Consider the following 21,991-nt stretch of genomic DNA (forward strand, 5'->3'; position numbering starts at 1 on the left):
GTGAACAAACCCCAGAGCTTCTTCCATCTGCACCTGATTTCCGACGCCACCGGCGAGACTCTGCTGGCGGCGGGGCGCGCGGCTTCGGCGCAGTACAAGGATGCGCGCGCGATCGAGCACATCTACCCGCTGATCCGCACCGAAAAGCAGCTGATGAAGGTGTTCGACGACATCGAGGAAGAGCCGGGCATCGTGCTCTATACAGTGGTCGACCAGCACCTGGCCGGCATCATCGACAGCCGCTGCGCCTCGATGGGCCTGCCTTGTGTCTCGGTGCTCGAACCGGTGCTGTCGGTGTTCCAGTCCTATCTTGGTGCGCCGGCCGGCCGCCGGGTTGGTGCCCAGCACGTGCTCGACGCCGAATATTTCCGCCGCATCGATGCGCTCAACTTCACCATGGAGCATGATGACGGCCAGCTGCCTGCTGACATGGAACAGGCTGATGTCGTGCTGATCGGCATATCCAGGACGTCAAAGACCCCGACGAGCATCTATCTCGCCAATCGCGGCATCAAGACCGCCAACATCCCGATCGTCCTCGGCGTGCCGGTACCCGACAGCCTGGTCAAGGCGGAGAAGCCGTTGGTCGTCGGCCTGATCGCCACCGCCGAGCGCATCTCGCATGTGCGCCAGAACCGAATCCTCGGCACGACGATGGCTTTTGATGCCCAGGAATATATCGACCGCGCCTCGATCACCGAGGAACTGGCTTATGCGCGCAAGATCTGCACCAAGCACAACTGGCCGATGATCGATGTCAGCCGCCGCTCGATCGAGGAAACGGCGGCCGCGATCGTTGCCCTGCGCAACAAGAGCCGCTAGGACCAAAAGCACCCAACAACGCCGCCGCGCGGTTCGTTTTCAGGTAAAGCCAGTGACCGAAAAACTCATCCTTGCTTCCGGAAGCCCCTTCCGCAAAGCCATGCTCGAAAATGCCGGCGTTCCAGTCGACGCAATCCCGGCCGACCTCGACGAACGAGCGCTGGAAGCGCCGCTGGCCGAAAGCGGTGCAACGCCCGAGGAGGTCGCCCTCGTCCTGGCCGAAGCCAAAGCGGTTGCCGTCAGCGAGGAGCATCCCGGCCGGCTGGTGCTTGGCTGTGACCAGACGCTGTCGCTCGGCGACGAAGTGTTCCACAAACCTGACGACATGGAAGGCGCCCGCCGCCATCTACTCAAGCTGTCCGGCAAGACCCATCAGCTCAACAGCGCCGTGGTGCTGGTGCGCGACGGCGAAACCTTGTGGCGTCACGTGGCGATTGCCTCGCTGACCATGCGCGCGCTCGATCCGGCCTTCATTGGCCGCCATCTCGCCCGTGTCGGCAAGAAGGCGCTGTCGAGCGTCGGCGCCTACCAGATCGAAGGCGAAGGTATCCAGCTGTTCGACAAGGTCGAGGGCGATCACTTCACCATCGTCGGCCTGCCGCTGTTGCCGGTACTCAAGGAATTGCGCCAGCTCGGGGCCATCGATGGCTGAGTTGAAGGCGTTCGTCTGCGGCCATCCGATCGCGCATTCGCGCTCGCCGAAAATCCACGGTCATTGGCTGAAGCGTTACGACATTGACGGCAGCTACACCGCGATCGATGTTGCGCCCGGGGATTTCGGAGCCTTCATCGGCGGCCTTTCCGCGGCTGGGTTGCGTGGTGGCAACGTCACCATCCCGCACAAGGAAGCTGCTTTCGCTGCGGTCCAACGCCGCGATGAGGCCGCCGAGCAGATTGGTGCGGTCAACACCGTGTGGCTGGAGGACGGGGTGCTGTGGGGCGGCAATACAGATGCCTATGGATTTGCCGCCAATCTCGACCATCTTTCGCCGGGTTGGGCTTCGACTGGCGACGTCGCCGTGGTCCTAGGCGCCGGTGGCGCTTCGCGGGCGATCATCCACGCGCTCAAGCAGCGCGGTTTCACCGACATCCGCATCGTCAACCGCACTGTTGCACGTGCGGTGGAACTTGCCGACCAGTTCGGCGATGGCATCAGTGCGCATCCGCAGGCGGCAACCGCGGAGCTGCTTGGCGATGCGTCGCTGCTGGTCAACACCACAGCGCTTGGCATGCATGGCAATGAGGGCCTGCCCGCCGACCCATCCACCCTGCCCGACCACGCCATCGTCACCGACATCGTCTATGTGCCGCTCGAAACCCCGCTGCTTGCGGCTGCCAGGGCGCGCGGACTGAAGACAGTCGACGGGCTCGGCATGCTGCTGCACCAGGCGGTCCCGGGTTTCGAGCGCTGGTTCGGCCGCCGGCCGGAAGTGACAGCCGAGCTGCGCAAACTCATCGTCGCCGACCTGGACGCCAAGACATGATCGTTCTCGGCCTGACCGGGTCCATCGGCATGGGCAAGTCTACGACGGCGAAAATGTTCGCGGACGCAGGCGTTCCGGTTCACGATTCCGACGAGGCGGTGCATCGCCTCTATGCTGGTCTGGCGGCCCCTTTGATCGAAGCTGCCTTCCCGGGCACGGTGAAGGGCGGTGTCGTCGATCGCGCCGAGCTGTCCCGCCATGTACTGGGCGACGCGGTGGCGCTGAAGAAGCTCGAGAGCATCATCCATCCGCTGGTCCGCACTGATGCCAACGCGTTCCTCGAACGCAACCGCGCCGCCGGCGCGCCGATCGCCGTCCTCGACATCCCGCTTCTGTTCGAGACCAATGGCCGGGGCCGGGTCGACAAGGTGGTGGTGGTCACAGCACCTGCCGATGTGCAGCGTAAGCGCGTGCTGGCGCGCCCTGGCATGAGCGAGCAGAAATTCGAGGCGATCCATGCCAAGCAGGTTCCCGACGCCGAAAAGCGCAAGCTTGCCGACTACATCGTCGACACCGGCAACGGCCTGGAGCCGGCGCGGGCCGCGGTTCAGGCCATCATCGCCGAATTGACGGTGGGAAAGCCCTAGACAGGCGAATCGCCGCACTTGTTCGCCGGCTGCCCGGGAGGGCATGCTGTCGGCCAAGGAGAATCAGCTGTTGCGCGAGATCATTTTCGATACCGAAACCACCGGCCTCGACAACCGCGAGGACCGTGTGATCGAAATCGGCGCGATCGAGATGATCAATCGCTTCCCGACCGGCAACACCTTCCACAAATACATCAACCCGCAGGGGCGCCAGGTCCACCCCGACGCGCAGGACGTGCACGGCATCTCCAACGCCGATCTCGAAGGCAAACCGACCTTCCCCGAGATCATCGACGAATTTCTCGAGTTCATCGATGGCGCCAAGCTCGTCGCCCATAACGGCACCTTCGATCTCGGTTTCATCAATGCCGAATTCGCCCGGCTCGAGCAGCCGGCAATCCAAGCCGACCGTCTCATCGATACGCTGGCGCTGGCCCGCCGCAAGCACCCGATGGGCCCGAATTCGCTCGACGCATTGTGCCGGCGCTACGGCATCGACAACAGCCGCCGCACCAAGCACGGCGCTTTGCTCGACTCCGAACTGCTGGCCGAAGTCTACATCGAACTGATCGGCGGCAAGCAGTCGGCGCTGGTGCTGGAGAGTTTTTCGTCAGGCAATGGCGGCGGCAACACCAGGCAGATCGAGATTGTCGTCGCCACGCGCCCCGAGCCGTTGCCGCCGCGCCTGACCGAGGCCGAGCTCGCCGCCCACGACAAGCTCGTCGGCGGCCTTGGCGAAAAGGCCCTTTGGGCCAAGCTGCTGGCGCCCGCCGAACCGAGCTGAACCCCCACGACAAAAAAAGCCCGGCGCTGTGAACTGACCCCGTAAAGTTGGACGGTTCATTGAGCTGGTAGATTTAAGGGCTGGGTCCTGTATTGCACAGGGGCCAGCCCTTTCAGTTTCAGTTTGATGCGGCGGTGGTTGTAATAGTCGATGTAGCGCTCGATGGCCTTATCGAGGCTTTGGACAGTTTCGAACCTTTCCGGGTGGAAGAGCTCGGACTTGAGCGTGGCGAAGAAGCTCTCCATCGGTGCGTTGTCGAGGCAATTGCCTTTGCGTGACATGCTTTGTGCAAGGCCTCTGGTTTCCAGCCTGCGCTGGAATGCCGACATCTGGTACTGCCATCCCTGATCGGAATGCAGGGTCGGCCGTTCGTCCTCATTGAGCCGGGCGAAGGCTTTTGTCAGCATATTGTCCACCAGTTTGAAGCGCGAGCGGCGCGCCGTCTCGAAGGCGACGATCTCGCCATTGTAGAGGTCCATGATGGGAGACAGGTAGAGCTTGTCGCCGGCCACGCTGAACTCCGTCACGTCGGTCACCCATTTGCAGTTGGCGCGGTCGGCGCTGAACTTGCGCTGCAACAGATCGGGAGCGGTCCGCCCAACCTCGCCCCTGTAGGAACGATACTTCTTCGGCCTGACCAGTGACTTCAATCCCATCCCGGCCATCAGGCTCTGGACGGTCTTGTGATTGACGCGCTGACCCAACTGACGCAGTTGCGCGGTCACCCGGCGATAGCCGTAGCGGCCCTTGTGGCTGTCGAAGATGGCCTTGATCGCCTCCTTCAGCGCCACATGGCGGTCCGGGCGCGAGGCTGCCTTTTGCCTGTAATAGAACGTGCTGCGCGGCAGCTTCGCCAGATCGAGCAGGCCCTCAAGCGGATGCAACGGCCTTAACGCCTGGACGGCTTGTGCTTTTTGGGCGCGTGTCCCTGCGTTAAGGCCTCCAGTTTTTTTAGGTAGGCGTTCTCCATCCGCAGCTGCTTCAGCTCGGCCAGCAGTTCTTCCCGGCTTTTGGCTTCGTCACTGGGTGCAACAGGCACTGCGGGGGCCGGCGGCTTCGACATGGGGCGTCCTCCGGGACGTGGGCCGAGTGCCTCTATCCCACCCGCATGATAGCGCTTCTCCCAGCCCGCCAGGCAACTGGCATTGCGGATATTGAACAACGCCGCCGTCTGGCGATACGACAGACCTTCTCGCCACATCCGCTCGAGCACTGACAGCTTGAACGTCGCGTCGTAATGATCGTATTTGCCCGACAGTCCCGCCCAGCCATGCGCCTGGTAAAAAGCCACCCACTTGCGGACAGTCGCCGCGTCAACTCCACGCTTCGACGCCGCACTCGCGTAGCTTTCATCCCCGCACAAATAGCTATCGACAACCGAGCGCTTGAAACGCGCACTGTGTTTGGACATGCAAAACCCCCGAAGGTTGTGTCCAACTTTCGGGGGTCAGTTCACTGAGGCCGGGCTTTTGATTGATGACGCTTGAAGGCGTGGGGTCTTAGCTGACCTTGACCTTGGAAGCGGCCTGTTCCTCGGCGATCTTCTGCTGGAACATCTGGGCGAAATCGATCGGGTCGAGCATCAGCGGCGGGAAGCCGCCGTTGCGGGTCGCTTCGGCGATGATCTGACGAGCGAACGGGAACAGCAGGCGCGGGCACTCGATGAAGAGCAGCGGCAGCATGTGCTCCTGCGGAAAGCCGTCGATGCGGAACACGCCGCCATAGACCAACTCGACGTTGAACAGCACATCCTTGTCGAAGGCAGCCTTCGCACTCAACGTCAGGTTGACGTCGAACTGCTTGTCCGTCATCGGGTTGGCGTTGACGTTGACGTTGATGTTGATGCCGGGAGCCTTGTCGCGGCCGCGCAGCGAATTCGGAGCGCCGGGGCTTTCGAAGGAGAGGTCCTTCACATACTGCGCCAGCACGTTGAGCGTGGGCTGCTGTGCATTACCGTTGCCGTTGGCGCCTTCAGGCGCTTCATTCGTGGCCATTAGCCCATGTCCTCTTGGCTTGGCCGCGACGCGGCCCGGATTGGAATCCGCGGTTCGCTAGCACGCTCGGCATGCCAAGACAAGGTTTTGCCGGCGTCGGAAGCTCGCCGACTACTCGTCGCGGATCGAGCGCCACGGCGAATTCGGGTCCGGCTGGCGCGTGAAGTCGTCCTCGTCGAGGTCGATGGTCTTGCCTCTTGCCGGGCCGCCGCGGCGCGCAAAGCCGCCGAAATCGGTGCTGAAACGCACCCGCTTGCTGAGAAAGCGCCAGGCCAGCGCCCGCACCGGCGGCAGGAACAGCAGGATGCCGATGATGTCGCTGATGAAGCCGGGAATCAAAAGCAGGATGCCGGCCAGAACGATCATCGCGCCATTGGCCAGTTCCTTGGACGGATCGCGGCCGGCGTCCATCTCCTTGCGGATCCGGGTCATGACGCCGAAACCCTGGACGCGCAGCAGGATCGAGCCGACGATGCCGCTGAGCAGGATCAGGCCGATGGTCGCAAGCACGCCGATTTCGCTGCCGACCACCACAAAGCCGGCAATCTCGAGCAAAGGCAGGGCAAGGAGCAGGAGGGGCAGCATGAAGAGCGTCGATCCGTCCGGTTTGAGTTGACGTGACAGCCAGATGCGGTCACAGGCATAGTGCATACATCTTTAGATAGGGTGCTGCGCCTTTAATTTGAATGATCGGCGCATGCGTTCTATATGCAAGGGCTACGGGCGCGGCACAGATGCGGCGCCGGCGAATGGCACATAAGCTGGCTTCGGCCGCGAACAAGGGACGGATCGGCGGAAGATATGGAATTCTTCGATTTCGGCACGATTTTCTTTCTGATCGCAGCGGTGGTGATCTTTTTCCAGCTGCGCAACGTGCTTGGACGCCGTACGGGCAATGAACGTCCGCCCTTCGATCCCTACACCGCGGCCCGCAGCAAGCCGCAGGACGCCAATGGCAAGCCGGAGAACGTCGTGTCGCTGCCACAGCGCAAGCGCGCTCCGGGCGAGGCAGCCGACGAGGCCTATGTCGCCATCGACGCGTTTGCCAAGCCGGGCACCGAGCTGAACAAGGGCCTGCGTGCCATCAAGGACGCCGACGCCTCCTTCGAACCCAAGGGCTTCGTCGACGGCGCCAAGATGGCTTACGAGATGATCGTCATGGCCTATGCCGATGGCGACCGCAAAACGCTCAAGAATCTTCTGTCGCGTGAAGTCTTCGACGGCTTCGTCGCCGCCATCGCCGACCGCGAGGGCCGTTCGGAGAAGATCCAGTCCTCCTTCGTCGGCATCGACAAGGCCGACATCGTGTCGGCTGAAATGAAGGGTGGTGAGGCTCATGTCACGCTGCGCATCGTCTCGGAGCTGATTTCGGCGACCCGCGACAAGGCCGGCGAGGTCATCGACGGCGATCCGGAGACAGTGGCCGAGGTCAAGGACGTCTGGACCTTTGCCCGCGACACCCGCTCGCGTGACCCGAACTGGAAGCTCGTCGCGACCGAGGAAGAAGACTGATCGCGCGCGGCGGGCGAAACCCGTGTTGCTCTCGCCCGCATTCACCCAGGTCGGCTTTGGCGACCTGCCCGCCTGGTATGATGATGACCAGCTGGCCGCCTTCGAGGCTTTTCGCCGTTCTGCCTTCCACGTCCTGACGAAAGCCTACCGCAGCGGCGCCCTCGGCGTCGCCTCCGACGCTTTTGGCCCCGCTTACGCGGAGGCCCGCGAAAGACCGGCCGTCAATCGCGCTGACGCCCGCGCTTTCTTCGAGCGCCACTTCCAGCCTGCCCTCGTCGCACCCGAAGGTCGCGACCATGGCCTCGTCACCGGCTTTTACGAACCAGACGTCGAGGCGTCTCCTGTTCGCACCGACACGTTTGCCGTGCCGCTTTTGTCGCGCCCGGCTGACCTTGTCGATGTCGAGGACACCAATCGCCCCGTCGGCATGGACCCTTACCTTGCTTTCGCCAGGCAGACCCCGGACGGGCTGATCGAGTATTTCGACCGCCCAACGATCGAACAGGGTGCGCTCGCCGGCCAGGGCCTGGAGATCGCCTGGGTCGCCGATCCGGTCGATGCGTTCTTTATCCACGTCCAGGGTGCCGCCCGGCTGAACATGACCGATGGGTCGCTGCGTCGTGTGACCTATGCCGCGAAATCCGGCCAGCGGTTCACCGGTCCGGGCGGAATTCTCGCCAGGATCGGCGAAATACCGCTTGAGAAGGTGACGATGCAGTCGATCCGGGCCTGGTTCAAGGCCAATCCTGACCGCGTCGACGAGATCCTTTGGCAGAACCGGTCCTACATCTTCTTCCGGCACGCCGAAGTCGAGAACGCCGCACTTGGCCCGGTCGCCGCGGCGAAAGTCCCCTTGACGCCTGGCCGGTCAGTCGCCGTCGACCGTCTGCTGCACACCTTCGGCACGCCGTTTTACATCGCCGCTCCCGGCCTGACTGCCTTCGGTGGCAAGCCATTTGCCCGACTGATGATTGCCCAGGATACCGGCTCGGCCATCACCGGCCCGGCGCGCGGTGACCTGTTTGCCGGTTCCGGCTTCGACGCGGGCGAGATCGCCGGCGTGGTCCGCAACGACGCCGATTTCTTTGCGCTTCTGCCGAAATCCCTGCTCGCCGTGGGCCAGCGATGAGCACGCGTCGGGATCGTAAGCTCAGCGACGAGGAGCGTGTGCTGTGGAACGTCATCGCCCGCACCGCCTCGCCGCTCAAGGGCAAAAGAGCGGTTGAAATCCCCGAGGTTGCCAAGGTCGAGGCGCCGAAGGCCGAGCCCATGCCGGTAAAAATCGCCGCCGAGCAGTCTGCGCCGGCGCCAGCGAAGGCGCCGAAACGGCAGTATGTCGCCCATTCGCTCGACGTTCCGACACGCGACAAGCTTTCCAAGGGCCGCCTGCCGATCGAGGGCCGGGTCGACCTCCACGGCATGACCCAGGACGAGGCCTATTCGCTGCTCTATGCCTTCCTGAGCCGGGCGCATGCCGGCGGCCTGCGCTATGTTCTGGTCATCACCGGCAAGGGCAATTCGAAGGGCGGCGACGGCGTGCTGAAGCGCATGGTACCGGCCTGGCTCGACACCGCGCCGTTCCGAATGCTGATTTCGAGCCAGGACCATGCCGAGCGCCACCATGGCGGCTCCGGCGCGCTCTACATCAGGATCAGGCGGAGGCTCGGTGCATGACGCCGCTCGGCGAACGCATCCGCGAACTCCGGCGCGAACGCGGCGTCAGCCAGAAGGACATGGCCGCCAGCATCGGCGTCAGCGCCGCCTATCTCTCGGCGCTCGAGCACGGCCATCGTGGTGTGCCGACCTGGGCGATGATCCAGAAGATCATCGGCTACTTCAACGTCATCTGGGATGATGCCGAGGAATTGCAGAAGCTGGCAGAGGGCTCGCATCCACGGGTGGTAGTCGACACGGCGGGATTGTCACCGGCAGCAACCGAGCTTGCCAACCTGATGGCCGAAGCGATCGACGAACTGAATGATGTCGAACTGGCGGCACTGAATGCGCAGGTCCGCGAGGCGATCGCGCGCAAGAAACGCAGATAGTTTTTCCTAGAACAGCGCCTGCAGCTCGCTGAGGCGGTCGTTGACCAGCCAGCCGTAATAGTTTTCTTCGGGCAGCTTCGCCGGTTCGCCTGCGGCCTGGCGTCGCTCATTTTCGGCTTTCAGCGCGTAGGCGCGGGCCTCAGGACTGCCGACATTGTAGAGCGTCGCCGTCAGCCCCGGATTCTGCGAAATGTCGAAGCCGGCGATGTTCCTGTAGGCGTCGATCGACGTCTTCAGCGTCGCGGCGACGTAAGGCAGCGTCAAGTCGGGATCCATGATCGTCTTGTAGACGGCATTCGGATCTTTCTCGTCGAGCCTGGGCAGGCCGGATACAGTGTGGACCTCGTCGCTCATCTGCAGTGCGGTCAGCGGGTTGAGCTGGCCGATGCCGAAAGTCTGGCCGGCATAGAAGGGCTGGAAGAATGTGGCGCTGAAGCGGTCATTGGGGAAGCTGGTGCCGCCGACCGTCTTGCCGCGGAAATGCTGGTTCCAGACGCGCTCGCGGCATTCCCACAATTCGTAGCTGCCGGACTTGCCGGCGCAGTCGGCGAATTCCGGCCGTTTGATGAAGTCGGAGATGTCCTCGCCTTCATAGGCGAAGCGCAGCTTGCTGGAGAGATAGGAGACCGCCTTGACGTAATAGGTCTGCAGCCGGTCATAGGCGTCGACATTGTAGGTATGCTCGCCGACGATGGCGCCGACGATATGCATCGGGTCGATGCCGTAAGCCCGCGCCACGGTCTTGATCTTGCCGCGCAAATCGGCGTCGTTCTGCAGCAGCGCATAGACCTTGCGGTATTTGGCGTCGAAGGTGGTCTTGCCGGCCTTGGTGCGCTTGGACGAGGCACCCGGCACATCGGGCTGTTCGGCATGCACGTTGCCGGCCGCGACGACGGTCGCCGCTGATGCTTGCGGAACGGCGAAGGCCGCCGCCAGGAGAAATGCCGAGAAGAATACGCGCTTCATGTGCTGCTGTTTGCCCAAGCTTTGTCAGGGCAAACTAGGAAATGCCCTCGGCTTAGTCGAGAATATTGTCTCCGGTGTCAGGCGAAAGCTGGCCGGCTGGAACCATTCGGCCACATCTACCGCAGCTGCCGCAAGGAATGGCCGGCCCGTTTGGCGCGCCGGCCGAACCAGGCCTAGAGGATGAAGCGCGACAGGTCGGTGTTCCTCGAGAGGTCGCCGACATGCTTCTGCACATAGGCGCCGTCGATCTTCACTGTCGTGCCGTTACGATCCGGCGCGTCGTAGGAGATCTCGTCGAGCACGCGCTCCATCACCGTCTGCAGGCGCCGGGCGCCGATGTTCTCGACGCTGGCGTTGAGATCGACGGCGATGCCGGCGAGCGCATCGATGGCGTCGTCGGTGAACTCGAGGTTGACGCCTTCGGTCTGCATCAAGGCGATATACTGCTTGATCAGGCTGGCTTCCGTCTCCGTCAGGATGCGGCGGAAGTCGTCCTTCTCCAGCGCACGGAGCTCGACGCGGATCGGCAGGCGGCCTTGCAGTTCCGGCAGAAGGTCCGACGGCTTGGAGACGTGGAAGGCACCCGAAGCGATGAACAGGATGTGGTCGGTCTTCACCTGGCCGTACTTGGTCGCAACCGTCGTGCCTTCGACGAGCGGCAGCAGATCCCGCTGCACGCCTTCACGTGACGGACCGCCATGGACGTCACCGCGTGCGATCTTGTCGATTTCGTCGAGGAACACGATACCTTCGTTCTCGGTCACTTCGAGCGCCCGGCGAACCACCTCGTCCTGGTCGAGCAGCTTGTCGGACTCGTCGCCGATCAGAAGCGCGTAGGATTCCTTGACGGTGATCTTGCGCGACTTGGTGCGCTGGCCGCCCATCGCCTTCTGCAGCATGTCATTGATGTTGAGCACGCCGACATTGCCGCCGGGCATGCCGGGGATGTCGAAGCTCGGCATGCCGCCGGTGCCGGTGTCGGCGACCTGGACCTCGATCTCCTTGTCGTCGAGTTCGCCGTCGCGCAGCTTCTTGCGGAACGAGTCGCGGGTGGCGGGGCTCGCCGTCTTGCCGACGAGGGCCTCGAGCACGCGTTCCTCGGCGTTGACGTGGGCGCGCGCCTTGACGTCCTCACGCATCTTTTCGCGCACCAGGCCGATGGCGATTTCGACCAGGTCGCGGATGATCTGCTCGACGTCGCGGCCGACATAGCCGACCTCGGTGAACTTGGTCGCCTCGACCTTGACGAAGGGCGCACCTGCCAGCTTGGCCAGACGGCGCGAGATCTCGGTCTTACCGACGCCGGTAGGTCCGATCATCAGGATGTTCTTGGGCATGACCTCTTCGCGCATCTGGCCTTCCAGTTGCTGGCGGCGCCAGCGGTTGCGCAGGGCAATCGCCACGGCGCGCTTGGCGTCCTTCTGGCCGATGATGAAGCGGTCGAGTTCGGAAACGATCTCACGGGGGGAGAATGTGGACATGTCGATACTCTCGAATACTCAGTTGGGGCTTATGTATGGGCTGGAAGGCGGTGCGCAAGGGCGCCGGGCAGCAGTGACAGAATGGCCCGCCGCAACGCATGCCAGCCGGCGCTGAGCAGCAGCACCAGCGCGCCGAGCACCAGCATCGTCAACGGCACGACGCTGTCCGACAGCCCTGCCTTCACGACCAGCGCGCCGAAGGCAAAGCCGGCATAAGACAGGCCGGAAACAAGAATGGCGCGCCTGTCGACGACGAGCGCGACCAACGCCAGTCCGACGAAGATCGCAAGGATGCTCCAGGCCGAGACGACGTCGGAACCGCCGTCGCCAACGAGCCCGCTGATCAGCGGGTGTACGATCAGCAGTGCGGCCAGCATGTGCAGCCAGAACGCGATATCGGTACGACGTGTCTGGCGCTGCGGGTCGCTCAGGTCGAAGCGCATGGCAAGCGTGAACACAGCGAGCCCGCAAGCCAGCAGCAACGGCTTGGCCGCTTGTTCGGCGAAATCGGGAACGATCATGAAAAGGACCCCGACGGCCGAGGCGACAAGGGAGGCTACGCCGGCTGCGATCGTCACCGGCACCCGGAAACGCCGGTAGTGCAATGCGGTTGCTACAGCGGTCACAAGCCCGGCGATGACGATCGGCAGGCCGCCATGGTTGCCGAGCCCCAGTCCGAAGCCGAGGCTCGGGTTGAAGGCTTCGGCGACTGTGAAAAACACCGCCCCTGCATAGACAAGAAGCAACACGATGCTGGGCAGCGCCATGCGCTGCCGGCGGGTGAAGTATTCGGCCAGAAGCCAGCTCGCCACGGCGATGACGGCGAACATGCCGGCATTGCCAACTGCGTTGCCGGAGAAGTAGCCGAGGGCGCCGAGGAAAAGTCCGAGGCCAATGGTCACGAAGATGTCGGAGAAGCCGCTGATGAAGCGGAACTTCTCGTCATCATGCGGTTCCGCCTCCCTCACCTGTGCCCTAGCCTGTTCCAGCTCGCGCAGGCCTTGCGCCTGTTCGGCCGTCACCAATCCGCTGTCGACCGCTGTTCGCAGTACACCTGGCGATATGGCGAGCATTTCCTGCGCACTGCTCATGCGTCGAAATCCTCTTGGTCGGCATCGCGCGCCATCATCAGCGCCGGCCCATATTCAGAGGTCCGCGTGTCGAACGCCACAAAGCCGGCCTTCTCATAGGCCCGGATCGCCCGCTTGTTGTCGGGGTGCGGGTCGATGATCACGCGTGGCACGCCTTCCTCGAACAGTTCCTCGACGAACTGGGCGAGGATCGCCGAACCATGGCCCTTGCCGACCAGTCCCGGCACGCCGATCGTCAGGTCGACGCCGAGCGTGCCAAAGGGCTGGTCCTGGTAAGGATGGTCGTCCTCCATGTGCGGATCGTAGCTCTGGAGGTAGCCGATCGGCTTGCCGTCCAGCTCAATGATCAGCGGTTCGACCGAGATGCTGTCGATGTGCTCCTTGATCAGAGCGATCTCGGTCTCGGGATCGTCCCACCACTCGGCGACATGCGGCTCGGCGAGCCACTCGGCGAGGATATCAAGGTCATCCAGCTCGACGGATCGGAATGTGTAGGACGTCATACAAACCCCTTACTTCAATGCATTCGTCTGATGGAGAAGCATCCAGGCAATAAAACTTGCTTGCACTGCCTGCAGGACTACAAGCGCGACAAGCCCGTATTTCAAACGCCGCTCGCGCCTGCGACGCTTCCTGCCGTCGGCAAAATCCATGTCGTCCTGAAGGAATTTTGCGGTGTCCGGCCCCATCCACGAGGCGATGTTGGCTTCGGCCGTGGCCAGGCGTGCCCGCCAATCACGCACCAGCGCGACATGCTCGACGGGCGTCAGCCGCTCTGTCCAGAGCTCGTCGAGTGGGGCGAGCACCGGGTCGCGCGGCGAAACGGGAGCGGGTACCCAGGGCTTCGAGGGCGTGTAGTGCACGATCCTGATCGCCTGGTCCTGGGCCTGCGCGCGCACGAGCGCATGGGCTCGCAGGAAGTTGAGCCCCTGCGGCAGTTGCCGCCAGTTGGAAAAGAAGGCGTTGAGGATGCCCTGGTCGCCGTCCCCCACCGAAAGCTCCGGCAGCCGTTGAAAGAGCCCGCGACTGATTTCGGCGGATGGCGTGAAGGCGAAGACACCCGCGTTGAAGGCGGGTGTCTTGTAGTTGATGAAGAGATCGGGCACCGCTGCGAAGCCCTCACCGTCGAAGAGATCGTCGATGGGCTGAAGCACGAGGCAGTCTGCGTCGATGAAGGCGACGCGCGCAGGCCGGGTCAGCGAAAAGACCCATAGCTTGCTGAGCGTCACCGCGAGATGCTGCGCATCTGCAGGGAAGGCGTGGCCGAGGCGCACCAATGGGGGCACCTCAAGGAATGCCACGTCGTCGGCCTCGACATCGGGTACGAGATCACCCTGCGTAAGGACAAGAATGGGGACGTCGCTGACCGTCCGCAGCGAGCGAACAAGCGCGGACAGGCCCATTGCGAAGTCCGGCGTAGCCAGCGTCACGAACAGCCTGTCGTAGCCGCAGCTGGCGAGCCACCCGGCGACGACCGCATCGATCGCTTGCCCAACCCGCTCGCATGCCGAGAAGTTACGGTCGTCGACCGGCGCAAGATCGAACCGGTCAGGTAGTCGCAGTGCCCTGCGCTGCGGAGGCAGGGTCGCGCCCGCGGAGCAGGTTGCGGCGCCCGTGCTCATGCCGCGTCGAGCGTCTCAACCACGAAACTGTGGTTGGTGTAGACGCAGATGTCGGCGGCGATCTGCATCGCCTTGCGGGCGATCTCCTCGGCGTCCTTGTCGGTGTCCATCAGCGCACGCGCCGCGGCGAGCGCGTAATTGCCGCCCGAGCCGATGGCCATCACGCCGAATTCCGGTTCCAGCACGTCGCCGGTACCGGTCAGCGCCAGCGACACGTTCTTGTCGGCCACCAGCATCATCGCTTCGAGGCGGCGCAGATAGCGGTCGGTGCGCCAGTCCTTGGCCAGTTCCACGCAGGCGCGGGTCAGCTGGTCAGGATATTGCTCGAGCTTGGCTTCAAGCCTTTCGAGAAGCGTAAAGGCATCGGCGGTGGCGCCGGCAAATCCAGCGATCACATTGCCCTTGCCGAGACGGCGGACCTTGCGGGCGTTGCCCTTCATGATGGTCTGGCCGAGGCTGACCTGACCGTCGCCGGCGATGACAACCTTGTTGCCCTTGCGCACGGTCACGATCGTCGTGGCGTGCATGCTCTGTTCATTGGACATATGTTGCTCCGATGGCGCGCGGCCCCTGTTTGGCGGCTTGCGCGTTACGAGTGGAAGTTGGCGTCTTATGTATGACGCGGCGCAAGGATTGCAAATCGTCACGCCGCATCACGAAATGCCCTTTCGCGGCGATTGGCAACCGGCCGAACATGCTGTTATTAGCATCTCGTTTTTGAGGACAAGGATCCGCCAATGGCCCCCCGTTCCGCCGAAGTCAGCCGCAAGACCAAGGAAACCGAGATTTCGGTTTCGGTCCATGTCGACGGCACCGGCCGTTCGGAGATGGCAACCGGCGTCGGCTTCTTCGACCATATGCTCGACCAGCTCTCCAGGCATTCGCTTATCGACATGAAGGTCTCAGCCAAGGGCGACCTGCATATCGACGATCACCACACCGTCGAGGATTGTGGCATCGCCATCGGTCAGGCGCTGTCCAAGGCGCTCGGTGACCGCCGCGGCATCATGCGCTATGCCTCGATCGACCTTGCCATGGACGAGACGCTGACGCGCGCCGCCATCGACGTGTCGGGCCGCCCGTTCCTGGTCTGGAACGTCAATTTCTCGGCGCCCAAGATCGGAACCTTCGACACCGAGCTGGTGCGCGAATTCTTCCAGGCGCTGGCTCAGAACGCCGGCATCACACTGCACGTCACCAACCATTACGGCGCCAACAACCATCACATCGCCGAAACCTGCTTCAAGGCCGTGGCGCGCGCGCTGCGCATGGCCCTTGAAAGCGATCCGCGCCAGCCTGACGCAGTACCCTCGACCAAGGGCAGCCTGAAGGGATAGCCATGGCCATCCATGTCGTCATGGAGCCGCCTGCCTCGGCAGGAAAAACCGCTTCGGAAGGCGCCGTCTTCGTCCGTGACGGCTTCTATTTCTTCGGATTCATCGCCCCGCTGTTGTGGATGCTGTGGCATCGGCTCTGGGTGCTGGCGGCGCTGACCTTCGCGGTCACGCTTGCACTGGGTGCCGTCGGCGAATGGACCGAGCTGATCGCAGCCGTGCCGCTGCTGTCGCTGCTCATCTCGCTCTATGTCGGCCTCGAAGGCGGTGCGCTCAGGGTCGCCGCCCTTCGCCGCGCCGGTTGGCATCAGTGGGGCGTGATCGAGGCCGACACCATCGAGGACGCCGAGATACGCTACCTCTATGCGGCCGACGACGACGCTGATGAAACCCAGCCGACGCCCGTTACCATCGCCCCCGCCGCGTCGCCGCGCCCACAGCCATCGGGTGCGGCGCTCGGCCTCCTGCACTATCCCGGAAGACACTGACATGCGCGTCGCCATCATCGACTACGGTTCGGGCAATCTCCGCTCGGCAACCAAGGCCTTCGAACGCGCCGCCCGCGAGGCCGGCATTACGGCTGAGATCGAACTGACCGCCGATGCCGATCGCATGCGTTCGGCCGACCGCATCGTGCTTCCCGGTGTCGGCGCCTATGCCGATTGTGCCCGGGGCCTGCGCGCCGTCGACGGCATGTGGGAAGCGGTCGAGGAGGTCGCCATCCGCAAGGCGCATCCCTTCCTCGGCATCTGCGTCGGCATGCAGCTGATGTCGGAGCGCGGGCTCGAAAAGACCGTCACCGAGGGCTTCGGCTGGATATCAGGCGACGTGAAGGAGATCACGCCGACTGATCCGACGCTGAAGATTCCGCAGATCGGCTGGAACACGATTCACGTGAAACACGACCACCCGGTGTTCAAGGACATCGCCACCGGGCCGCAAGGGCTGCACGCCTATTTCGTGCACTCCTACCATCTCGACGCCAGCAAGGAGAAAGAAGTGCTGGCCACCGCCGATTATGGCGGCCGGGTTACCGCGGCGGTTGCGCGCGACAATCTTGTCGGCACCCAGTTTCATCCCGAAAAGAGCCAGGCGCTTGGCCTCGGCCTGATTGCCAATTTCTTGAGGTGGAAGCCATGACGACCAAGAAGGCCTACTGGATGGCGATGATCGAGATCACCGACCCCGAGGCCTATCCGGCCTACATCGCCGCAAACCTTGCGGCGATCGCCCCCTATGGCGCCAAGCTTCTGGTGCGCGGCGGCCAGTACGACCAGCCCGAAGGCCCGACCGGCAACCGCCATGTCCTGGTCGAGTTCGAATCCTACGAGCGGGCGATCGCCTGCTACCACTCACCCGCATACCAGGAGGTGGTGAAGCTTCGCCACGCCGCCTCCGTCGGCAAGTTCGTCATCGTCGAAGGCGTCTGAGCATGATCCTTTTCCCCGCCATCGACCTCAAGGATGGCCAGTGCGTGCGCCTCAAGCTCGGCGACATGGACCAGGCCACCGTCTACAACGACGATCCCGGCGCCCAGGCAAAAGCCTTCGAGGACCAGGGTTTCGAGTGGCTGCACGTCGTCGACCTCAACGGCGCCTTCGCCGGTGAGAGCGTCAACGGTTCGGCCGTCGAGGCGATCCTCAAGGCCACGAAGAACCCGGTGCAGCTCGGTGGCGGCATCCGTTCGCTCGCCCATATCGAGAGCTGGTTGGACAAGGGCCTCGCCCGTGTCATCCTCGGCACCGTTGCCGTGCGCGACCCCGAGCTGGTCAAGGAAGCCTGCAAAAAGTTCCCCGGCAAGGTTGCCGTCGGCATCGACGCCAAGGGCGGCAAGGTTGCCGTCGAGGGCTGGGCCGAAGCTTCAAGCCTCGGTGTCGTCGAGCTGGCGAAGAAGTTCGAGGGCGCCGGCGTCGCCGCCCTCATCTACACCGACATCGACCGTGACGGCGTTTTGGCCGGCATCAACTGGGATTCGACCATCGACCTCGCCGAGGCGGTCTCGATCCCGGTCATCGCCTCGGGCGGTCTCGCCTCGCTGGCCGATATCGTCCGCATGACCATGCCCGACGCGAAAAAGCTCGAAGGTGCCATCTCCGGCCGCGCGCTGTATGACGGCCGCATCGACCCGGCCCAGGCGCTGGCCATTCTGCGCGGCACGCTCAAGCCCGAGCCGGGCCTTTTCGAGGAACGGAAATGACCCTTAAAGCTCGCGTTATTCCGTGTCTGGACGTGAAAGACGGCCGCGTCGTCAAGGGCGTCAACTTCGTCGACCTGATCGATGCCGGTGATCCGGTCGAGGCTGCCAAGGCCTATGACGCCGCCGGCGCCGACGAACTCTGTTTCCTCGATATTACCGCCTCATCCGACAACCGCGAGACCATCTTCGATGTCATCGCCCGCACTGCCGAGCAGTGCTTCATGCCGCTGACCGTCGGCGGCGGCGTGCGCCAGGTTGCCGACATCCGCAAGCTGCTGCTCGCCGGCGCCGACAAGGTGTCGATCAACACGGCGGCTGTGAAGAACCCGTCCTTTGTCGCCGAGGCCGCCGACAAGTTCGGCAACCAGTGCATTGTCGTCGCCATCGACGCCAAGAAGGTGTCCGAGGCTGACGAAGCCGACCGTTGGGAGATCTTCACCCATGGCGGCCGCGAGCGTACCGGCATCGACGCCGTCGAGTTTGCCCGTAAGGTCGTGGATCTTGGCGCCGGTGAGATCCTGCTCACCTCGATGGACCGCGACGGCACCAAGATCGGTTATGACATTGCGCTGACCCGCGCGGTGGCGGATGCGGTGCGTGCGCCGGTCATCGCCTCGGGCGGCGTCGGCAACCTTGACCACATGGTCGCGGGCATCCGCGATGGCCACGCCACGGCGGTGCTGGCCGCTTCGATCTTCCATTTCGGCACCTACACCATTGCCGAGGCCAAGGCGCACATGGCAAAAGCGGGCTTGCCGATGCGGCTGGACCCCCTTGGCTGACTGGCATGATCCCGAAAAGTGGGGACTGGTTTTCGGAAAAGATCATGCGACAACAAAATGATAGAACATGTTCCGTTTCGGCTCTTCGGAATGGAACATGTTCTGGACTGCCGAGGCCACAATGACCGGATTTTCCCTTTCCGACCTGGAAGAGATCGTCGCCGAGCGAGCCCGCTCGGGCGATGCCAGTTCCTGGACCGCCAAGCTCTACCAGTCGGGCATGGAGCGAGCGGCCAAGAAGCTGGGCGAGGAGGCGGTTGAAACAGTCATCGCCGCGGTCAAGGGCGACGCCGCCGGGCTCGTTTCGGAAAGTGCCGATCTCCTTTATCATTGGCTCGTCGTGCTGGCCGTCGCCGGCATTCCGATGGCTGAGGTGATGGCCGAACTGGAGCGGCGCACCTCGCAGTCCGGAATTGCCGAAAAGGCCTCGCGCAAGAACGAAGGCTGACCTTGGTCGGCCGCCGCAGGGAACAGTCGATGGATCAACTCGCACCGACGGACAAATACTCCCCCTACTGGTTCTTCTCCGCCGAGCATTGGGCGGGTTTCGGCGTCGACATGTCGATGACACTGACCGCCGACGAGGTCAGGCGGCTGAGCTCCATGTACGAGCCGATCGACCTCGACGAGGTCAGGCGCATCTATCTGTCACTGTCGCGCCTGCTCTCGGCCCATGTCGAGACCAGCCAGCAGCTCTTCCGCCAACGCCAGCGCTTCTTCAACTCGGAGAAGAAGGGCACCAAGACGCCCTTCATCATCGGCATGGCCGGCTCGGTCGCCGTCGGCAAGTCGACGACGGCACGTATCCTGAAAGAGCTGCTCACCCGTTGGCCGTCGAGTCCGAAGGTCGACCTGGTGACGACGGACGGCTTCCTTCATCCCAACGAGGTGCTGCGCCGCGACAATCTGATGGAGCGCAAGGGTTTTCCCGACAGTTACGATGTCGGCGCTCTGTTGCGTTTCCTCTCGGCCATCAAGTCGGGGCAGCCCAATGTCCGCGCGCCGGTCTATTCGCACCTGACCTATGACGTCATGCCCGGTGAGTTCGTCACCGTCGATCGGCCCGACATCCTGATCTTCGAGGGCATCAACGTGCTGCAGCCGCGCGAACTGCCCAAGGATGGCAAGTTCGTGCCCTTCGTCTCCGATTTCTTCGATTTCTCTATCTATATCGACGCCGACGAACAGATCATCCACGAGTGGTACATCGAACGCTTCATGCGCCTGCGCGAGACCGCTTTCCGCAATCCGCAGTCCTTCTTCCATCGTTATTCGCAGCTGTCGGAAGATGCCGCACGTGCCATCGCCGAAGGGCTCTGGGCCAACATCAACCTGAAGAACCTGCGCGAAAACATCCTGCCGACGCGTCCGCGCGCCGACCTGATCCTCAAGAAGGGTGCCGGCCATCTGGTTGAGGAAGTGGCGATCCGCAAGCTCTGAGAGTTCGGCCGCTTACGCCGCAGCCGGCTTGGTCACGCGTCTTAGCGTCAGGTTGATACGGCCACCCTGCTTCAGCAGGGCCGAGGTCATCGGATAGATGCGGTCGACGCCGTGGAAGGCCAACCGCCCCTCCCCGCCCAGCACCACCACGTCACCGCTCTCGAGCCGGAACGACACCGTCCGGTCGTCGCGCCTGACACCGCCGACGCGGAACAGGCAAGCGTCACCCAAAGATACAGAGACGACAGGCGCTTCGAATTCGCGCTCGTCACGATCCTGGTGCAGCCCCATCTTGGCCGCGTCGGTGTAGAAATTGACGAGGCAGGCTTCCGGCGGATGCGGGTAGCCCGAAACCTCGCGCCACAGCGCAAGCAAGGCCTCGGGGATCGGCGGCCATGCTTCGCCCGTCACCGGGTGTTCCGGCTGGTAGCGATAGCCGCGCTCCTTGTCGGTGACCCAGCCGAGCCAACCACAATTGGTCATGCGCACGCTCATTTCCTTGCCGGTCCTGGGCATGGCGGGCGTGTAGAGCGGTGCGGCCTTCACCACCTCACGGATGCTGTCGACCAGTCCTTCCTGCACCTCGCGGGTGAGAAAGCCTGGCATGTGGCGGACGCCTTTGGGCAATACGAGCACGTCAAAGCTGCCTTGTTCGATCTGGCCGTCCAGAATGCCAGCTGAAACGCAAAACGGCGACCCGAAAGCCGCCGTTCGCATGAAACGAGTGTCTTCGGCTCAGGCCGTCGCGATATCGGGGATACGCAGTACCTGGCCGGGATAGATCTTGTCGGGGTGCGTCAGCATCGGCTTGTTGGCCTCGAAGATGACGGTGTATTTCGACGCCTTGCCCTTGCCGTACTGGGCTTCGGCGATCTTCGACAGGTTGTCGCCCTTCTTGACGGTGTAGAACACCGGCGCCTTGGCAGGCGTGGATGCCTTGACCAGCTCAGTCATGTCGACAGTGCCGTCGAGCTTGAGGCCGGAGTCGGGCGCAACGACCTTGAGCTCGTCTGCCTGCACCTTGGAAACGCCAAGCGTGTTGCCGACGGCGATGACCGCTTTTTCGAAGATCGACTGGTCCTTGACCACGCCGGTCAGCACGGCGGTGTCGCCCTTGACCACGACCTGCACGTTGTCGGTGCCGAGCTTGTGCGAATCGAGCTCTTTCTTCAGCGTATCGGCGCTCGGCGCCTCGTCATCCCCGAAACCAAGCTTCTTGCCGACATTCTTGACGAAATCGAACATGCCCATTCGTGGTCTCCCTTGCTGTGGCAGTCGCCGAAACTTGGCATCTGCGGGAGCAAATTGGAAGCGGCAACCGAAGGCTGTGTCCCAGGGCAATCCCGAGGAGGTGCGAAACGCCCTGCCGTCGGCCGTCGGGCTAAAGAGGCCTAGTCGCCGTCGACCCGTCCGCGCAACTTCTTGACTGTCGAGCGGCCGGACTTGGTCTTCAGCCTGCGCTCGACCGAACCCTTTGTCGGCTTGGTCTTCTTGCGCGGCGGCGGTGGCGGCTCGGCCGCCTTGGCGACAAGCGCCGTCAGCCTGGCGCGCGCATCGGCGCGGTTCTGTTCCTGCGTCCGATAGCGCCCGGCTTCGATTACGATGACGCCGTCCTTGGTCGCCTTCTGCCCGGCGAGCTTGATGGTCCGTTCGCGCACGCGCTCGGGCAGCCCCGGTGCGTTGGCGGCGTCGAAGCGCAGCTGCACGGCTGTCGCCACCTTATTGACGTTCTGGCCACCCGGCCCCGAGGAGCGGATGAAGTTCTCCTCGAGGTCGTCGGGATGGATGACCACGTCATTGGCTATGAAAATCTTGGCGTCGGCGCTCATGCGTGAAGTCATGCCGTGCCG

29 protein-coding genes are annotated in these 21,991 nt (G+C 63.4%); 17 read left to right on the plus strand and 12 right to left on the minus strand.

Annotated features, from left to right (window positions below):
- From Amn_RS00005 to dnaQ, 5 genes are all read left to right on the plus strand, one after another.
- On the plus strand, positions 1–822 hold the full coding sequence (locus Amn_RS00005; RefSeq protein ID WP_067955797.1) for a pyruvate, water dikinase regulatory protein: 822 nt from the start codon (positions 1–3) through the stop codon (positions 820–822).
- A 52-nt stretch (positions 823–874) separates the two neighbouring features.
- Entirely contained in the window at positions 875–1,474 is a 600-nt protein-coding gene (locus Amn_RS00010; protein ID WP_067955796.1) for a Maf-like protein, read from the plus strand.
- On the plus strand, positions 1,467–2,306 hold the full coding sequence (locus Amn_RS00015) for a shikimate dehydrogenase (RefSeq protein WP_286294188.1): 840 nt from the start codon (positions 1,467–1,469) through the stop codon (positions 2,304–2,306). The genes Amn_RS00010 and Amn_RS00015 overlap by 8 nt, the downstream gene beginning before the upstream one ends.
- Positions 2,303–2,893, plus strand: coding sequence for a dephospho-CoA kinase (coaE, locus tag Amn_RS00020; protein ID WP_067955792.1), 591 nt, complete (start codon positions 2,303–2,305; stop codon positions 2,891–2,893). Before Amn_RS00015 ends, coaE begins: the two co-directional genes overlap by 4 nt.
- A gap of 70 nt (positions 2,894–2,963) precedes the next feature.
- Positions 2,964–3,677: a DNA polymerase III subunit epsilon gene (gene dnaQ, locus Amn_RS00025; protein ID WP_192312846.1), complete on the plus strand. Its 714-nt coding sequence runs from the start codon at positions 2,964–2,966 to the stop codon at positions 3,675–3,677.
- A 56-nt stretch (positions 3,678–3,733) separates the two neighbouring features.
- Here the strand turns inward: dnaQ and Amn_RS00030 are convergent.
- The 3 genes from Amn_RS00030 to Amn_RS00040 all read right to left on the minus strand — a co-directional run bounded on the left by Amn_RS00030 (position 3,734) and on the right by Amn_RS00040 (position 6,256).
- A protein-coding gene (locus Amn_RS00030; protein WP_502874740.1) for an IS3 family transposase occupies positions 3,734–5,088 on the minus strand; the annotation gives its coding sequence in 2 pieces (ribosomal slippage) (positions 3,734–4,609 and positions 4,612–5,088; 1,353 coding nt in all).
- Positions 5,089–5,176: 88 nt separating this feature from the next.
- On the minus strand, positions 5,177–5,671 hold the full coding sequence (gene secB / locus Amn_RS00035; protein WP_067955790.1) for a protein-export chaperone SecB: 495 nt from the start codon (positions 5,669–5,671) through the stop codon (positions 5,177–5,179).
- Positions 5,672–5,782: 111 nt separating this feature from the next.
- The gene (locus Amn_RS00040; protein ID WP_286294189.1) at positions 5,783–6,256 is read right to left on the minus strand and encodes an FxsA family protein; all 474 of its coding nucleotides are present in this window, start codon (positions 6,254–6,256) and stop codon (positions 5,783–5,785) included.
- A 216-nt stretch (positions 6,257–6,472) separates the two neighbouring features.
- Between Amn_RS00040 and Amn_RS00045 the strand changes: the two genes are divergently transcribed.
- The 4 genes from Amn_RS00045 to Amn_RS00060 are packed head-to-tail and all read left to right on the plus strand — an operon-like array spanning position 6,473 to position 9,228.
- Complete coding sequence (locus tag Amn_RS00045) at positions 6,473–7,183, plus strand: Tim44/TimA family putative adaptor protein (protein ID WP_067955788.1); 711 nt, start codon at positions 6,473–6,475, stop codon at positions 7,181–7,183.
- 22 nt (positions 7,184–7,205) lie between these two features.
- Positions 7,206–8,312 carry a murein transglycosylase A gene (gene mltA, locus Amn_RS00050; RefSeq protein WP_286294190.1) on the plus strand — a complete coding sequence of 369 codons (1,107 nt, stop codon included), beginning with the start codon at positions 7,206–7,208 and terminating at the stop codon, positions 8,310–8,312.
- Positions 8,309–8,857: a Smr/MutS family protein gene (locus Amn_RS00055; RefSeq protein ID WP_067955785.1), complete on the plus strand. Its 549-nt coding sequence runs from the start codon at positions 8,309–8,311 to the stop codon at positions 8,855–8,857. The genes mltA and Amn_RS00055 overlap by 4 nt, the downstream gene beginning before the upstream one ends.
- Positions 8,854–9,228, plus strand: a complete 375-nt coding sequence (locus Amn_RS00060) for a helix-turn-helix domain-containing protein (protein WP_067955783.1) — start codon at positions 8,854–8,856, stop codon at positions 9,226–9,228. Before Amn_RS00055 ends, Amn_RS00060 begins: the two co-directional genes overlap by 4 nt.
- Positions 9,229–9,234: 6 nt before the next feature.
- Here Amn_RS00060 and Amn_RS00065 read toward each other — a convergent pair whose 3' ends face one another.
- From Amn_RS00065 to hslV, 6 genes are all read right to left on the minus strand, one after another.
- Positions 9,235–10,194 (minus strand): DUF1402 family protein, encoded by a 960-nt coding sequence (locus Amn_RS00065; RefSeq protein WP_067955781.1) that lies wholly within the window; start codon positions 10,192–10,194, stop codon positions 9,235–9,237.
- A gap of 173 nt (positions 10,195–10,367) precedes the next feature.
- A complete protein-coding gene (gene hslU / locus Amn_RS00070) occupies positions 10,368–11,675 on the minus strand; it encodes an ATP-dependent protease ATPase subunit HslU (protein ID WP_067955779.1) in 1,308 nt (435 codons plus the stop codon).
- A gap of 29 nt (positions 11,676–11,704) precedes the next feature.
- Entirely contained in the window at positions 11,705–12,766 is a 1,062-nt protein-coding gene (locus Amn_RS00075; RefSeq protein ID WP_286294193.1) for a hypothetical protein, read from the minus strand.
- A complete protein-coding gene (locus Amn_RS00080) occupies positions 12,763–13,269 on the minus strand; it encodes a GNAT family N-acetyltransferase (RefSeq protein ID WP_067955777.1) in 507 nt (168 codons plus the stop codon). The genes Amn_RS00075 and Amn_RS00080 overlap by 4 nt, the downstream gene beginning before the upstream one ends.
- A 9-nt stretch (positions 13,270–13,278) precedes the next feature.
- Positions 13,279–14,388, minus strand: coding sequence for a glycosyltransferase (locus Amn_RS00085; RefSeq protein ID WP_286294198.1), 1,110 nt, complete (start codon positions 14,386–14,388; stop codon positions 13,279–13,281).
- Entirely contained in the window at positions 14,385–14,933 is a 549-nt protein-coding gene (gene hslV, locus Amn_RS00090) for an ATP-dependent protease subunit HslV (protein WP_067955773.1), read from the minus strand. The genes Amn_RS00085 and hslV overlap by 4 nt, the downstream gene beginning before the upstream one ends.
- Before the next feature lie 192 nt (positions 14,934–15,125).
- On the opposite strand from hslV, the gene hisB reads away from it, so the two are divergent.
- The 8 genes from hisB (at position 15,126) to coaA (ending at position 20,141) form a co-directional block, all read left to right on the plus strand.
- The gene (gene hisB, locus Amn_RS00095; RefSeq protein WP_067955771.1) at positions 15,126–15,725 is read left to right on the plus strand and encodes an imidazoleglycerol-phosphate dehydratase HisB; all 600 of its coding nucleotides are present in this window, start codon (positions 15,126–15,128) and stop codon (positions 15,723–15,725) included.
- Between the two features lie 2 nt (positions 15,726–15,727).
- Entirely contained in the window at positions 15,728–16,210 is a 483-nt protein-coding gene (locus tag Amn_RS00100; protein WP_067955769.1) for a DUF2628 domain-containing protein, read from the plus strand.
- A gap of 1 nt (position 16,211) precedes the next feature.
- Positions 16,212–16,862, plus strand: a complete 651-nt coding sequence (gene hisH, locus Amn_RS00105) for an imidazole glycerol phosphate synthase subunit HisH (protein ID WP_286294202.1) — start codon at positions 16,212–16,214, stop codon at positions 16,860–16,862.
- The gene (locus Amn_RS00110) at positions 16,859–17,152 is read left to right on the plus strand and encodes a DUF1330 domain-containing protein (protein WP_067955765.1); all 294 of its coding nucleotides are present in this window, start codon (positions 16,859–16,861) and stop codon (positions 17,150–17,152) included. Before hisH ends, Amn_RS00110 begins: the two co-directional genes overlap by 4 nt.
- Positions 17,153–17,154: 2 nt before the next feature.
- Complete coding sequence (gene hisA, locus Amn_RS00115; protein WP_067955763.1) at positions 17,155–17,919, plus strand: 1-(5-phosphoribosyl)-5-[(5-phosphoribosylamino)methylideneamino]imidazole-4-carboxamide isomerase; 765 nt, start codon at positions 17,155–17,157, stop codon at positions 17,917–17,919.
- On the plus strand, positions 17,916–18,701 hold the full coding sequence (gene hisF / locus Amn_RS00120; protein WP_067955762.1) for an imidazole glycerol phosphate synthase subunit HisF: 786 nt from the start codon (positions 17,916–17,918) through the stop codon (positions 18,699–18,701). Before hisA ends, hisF begins: the two co-directional genes overlap by 4 nt.
- A gap of 121 nt (positions 18,702–18,822) precedes the next feature.
- Entirely contained in the window at positions 18,823–19,149 is a 327-nt protein-coding gene (locus tag Amn_RS00125; RefSeq protein ID WP_067965889.1) for a phosphoribosyl-ATP diphosphatase, read from the plus strand.
- A gap of 29 nt (positions 19,150–19,178) precedes the next feature.
- The gene (gene coaA, locus Amn_RS00130) at positions 19,179–20,141 is read left to right on the plus strand and encodes a type I pantothenate kinase (protein ID WP_067965886.1); all 963 of its coding nucleotides are present in this window, start codon (positions 19,179–19,181) and stop codon (positions 20,139–20,141) included.
- 12 nt (positions 20,142–20,153) lie between these two features.
- Here coaA and Amn_RS00135 read toward each other — a convergent pair whose 3' ends face one another.
- The 3 genes from Amn_RS00135 to arfB form a co-directional block, all read right to left on the minus strand.
- The gene (locus Amn_RS00135) at positions 20,154–20,777 is read right to left on the minus strand and encodes an alpha-ketoglutarate-dependent dioxygenase AlkB family protein (RefSeq protein WP_067965884.1); all 624 of its coding nucleotides are present in this window, start codon (positions 20,775–20,777) and stop codon (positions 20,154–20,156) included.
- A gap of 99 nt (positions 20,778–20,876) precedes the next feature.
- A complete protein-coding gene (lysM, locus tag Amn_RS00140; RefSeq protein WP_067955760.1) occupies positions 20,877–21,392 on the minus strand; it encodes a peptidoglycan-binding protein LysM in 516 nt (171 codons plus the stop codon).
- A gap of 140 nt (positions 21,393–21,532) precedes the next feature.
- Positions 21,533–21,970, minus strand: coding sequence for an alternative ribosome rescue aminoacyl-tRNA hydrolase ArfB (gene arfB, locus Amn_RS00145; protein WP_067955758.1), 438 nt, complete (start codon positions 21,968–21,970; stop codon positions 21,533–21,535).
- Between the last annotated feature and the right edge of the window lie 21 nt (positions 21,971–21,991).

The organism is Aminobacter sp. Y103A, assembly GCF_030294925.1.
Lineage (GTDB): Bacteria > Pseudomonadota > Alphaproteobacteria > Rhizobiales > Rhizobiaceae > Aminobacter > Aminobacter ciceronei.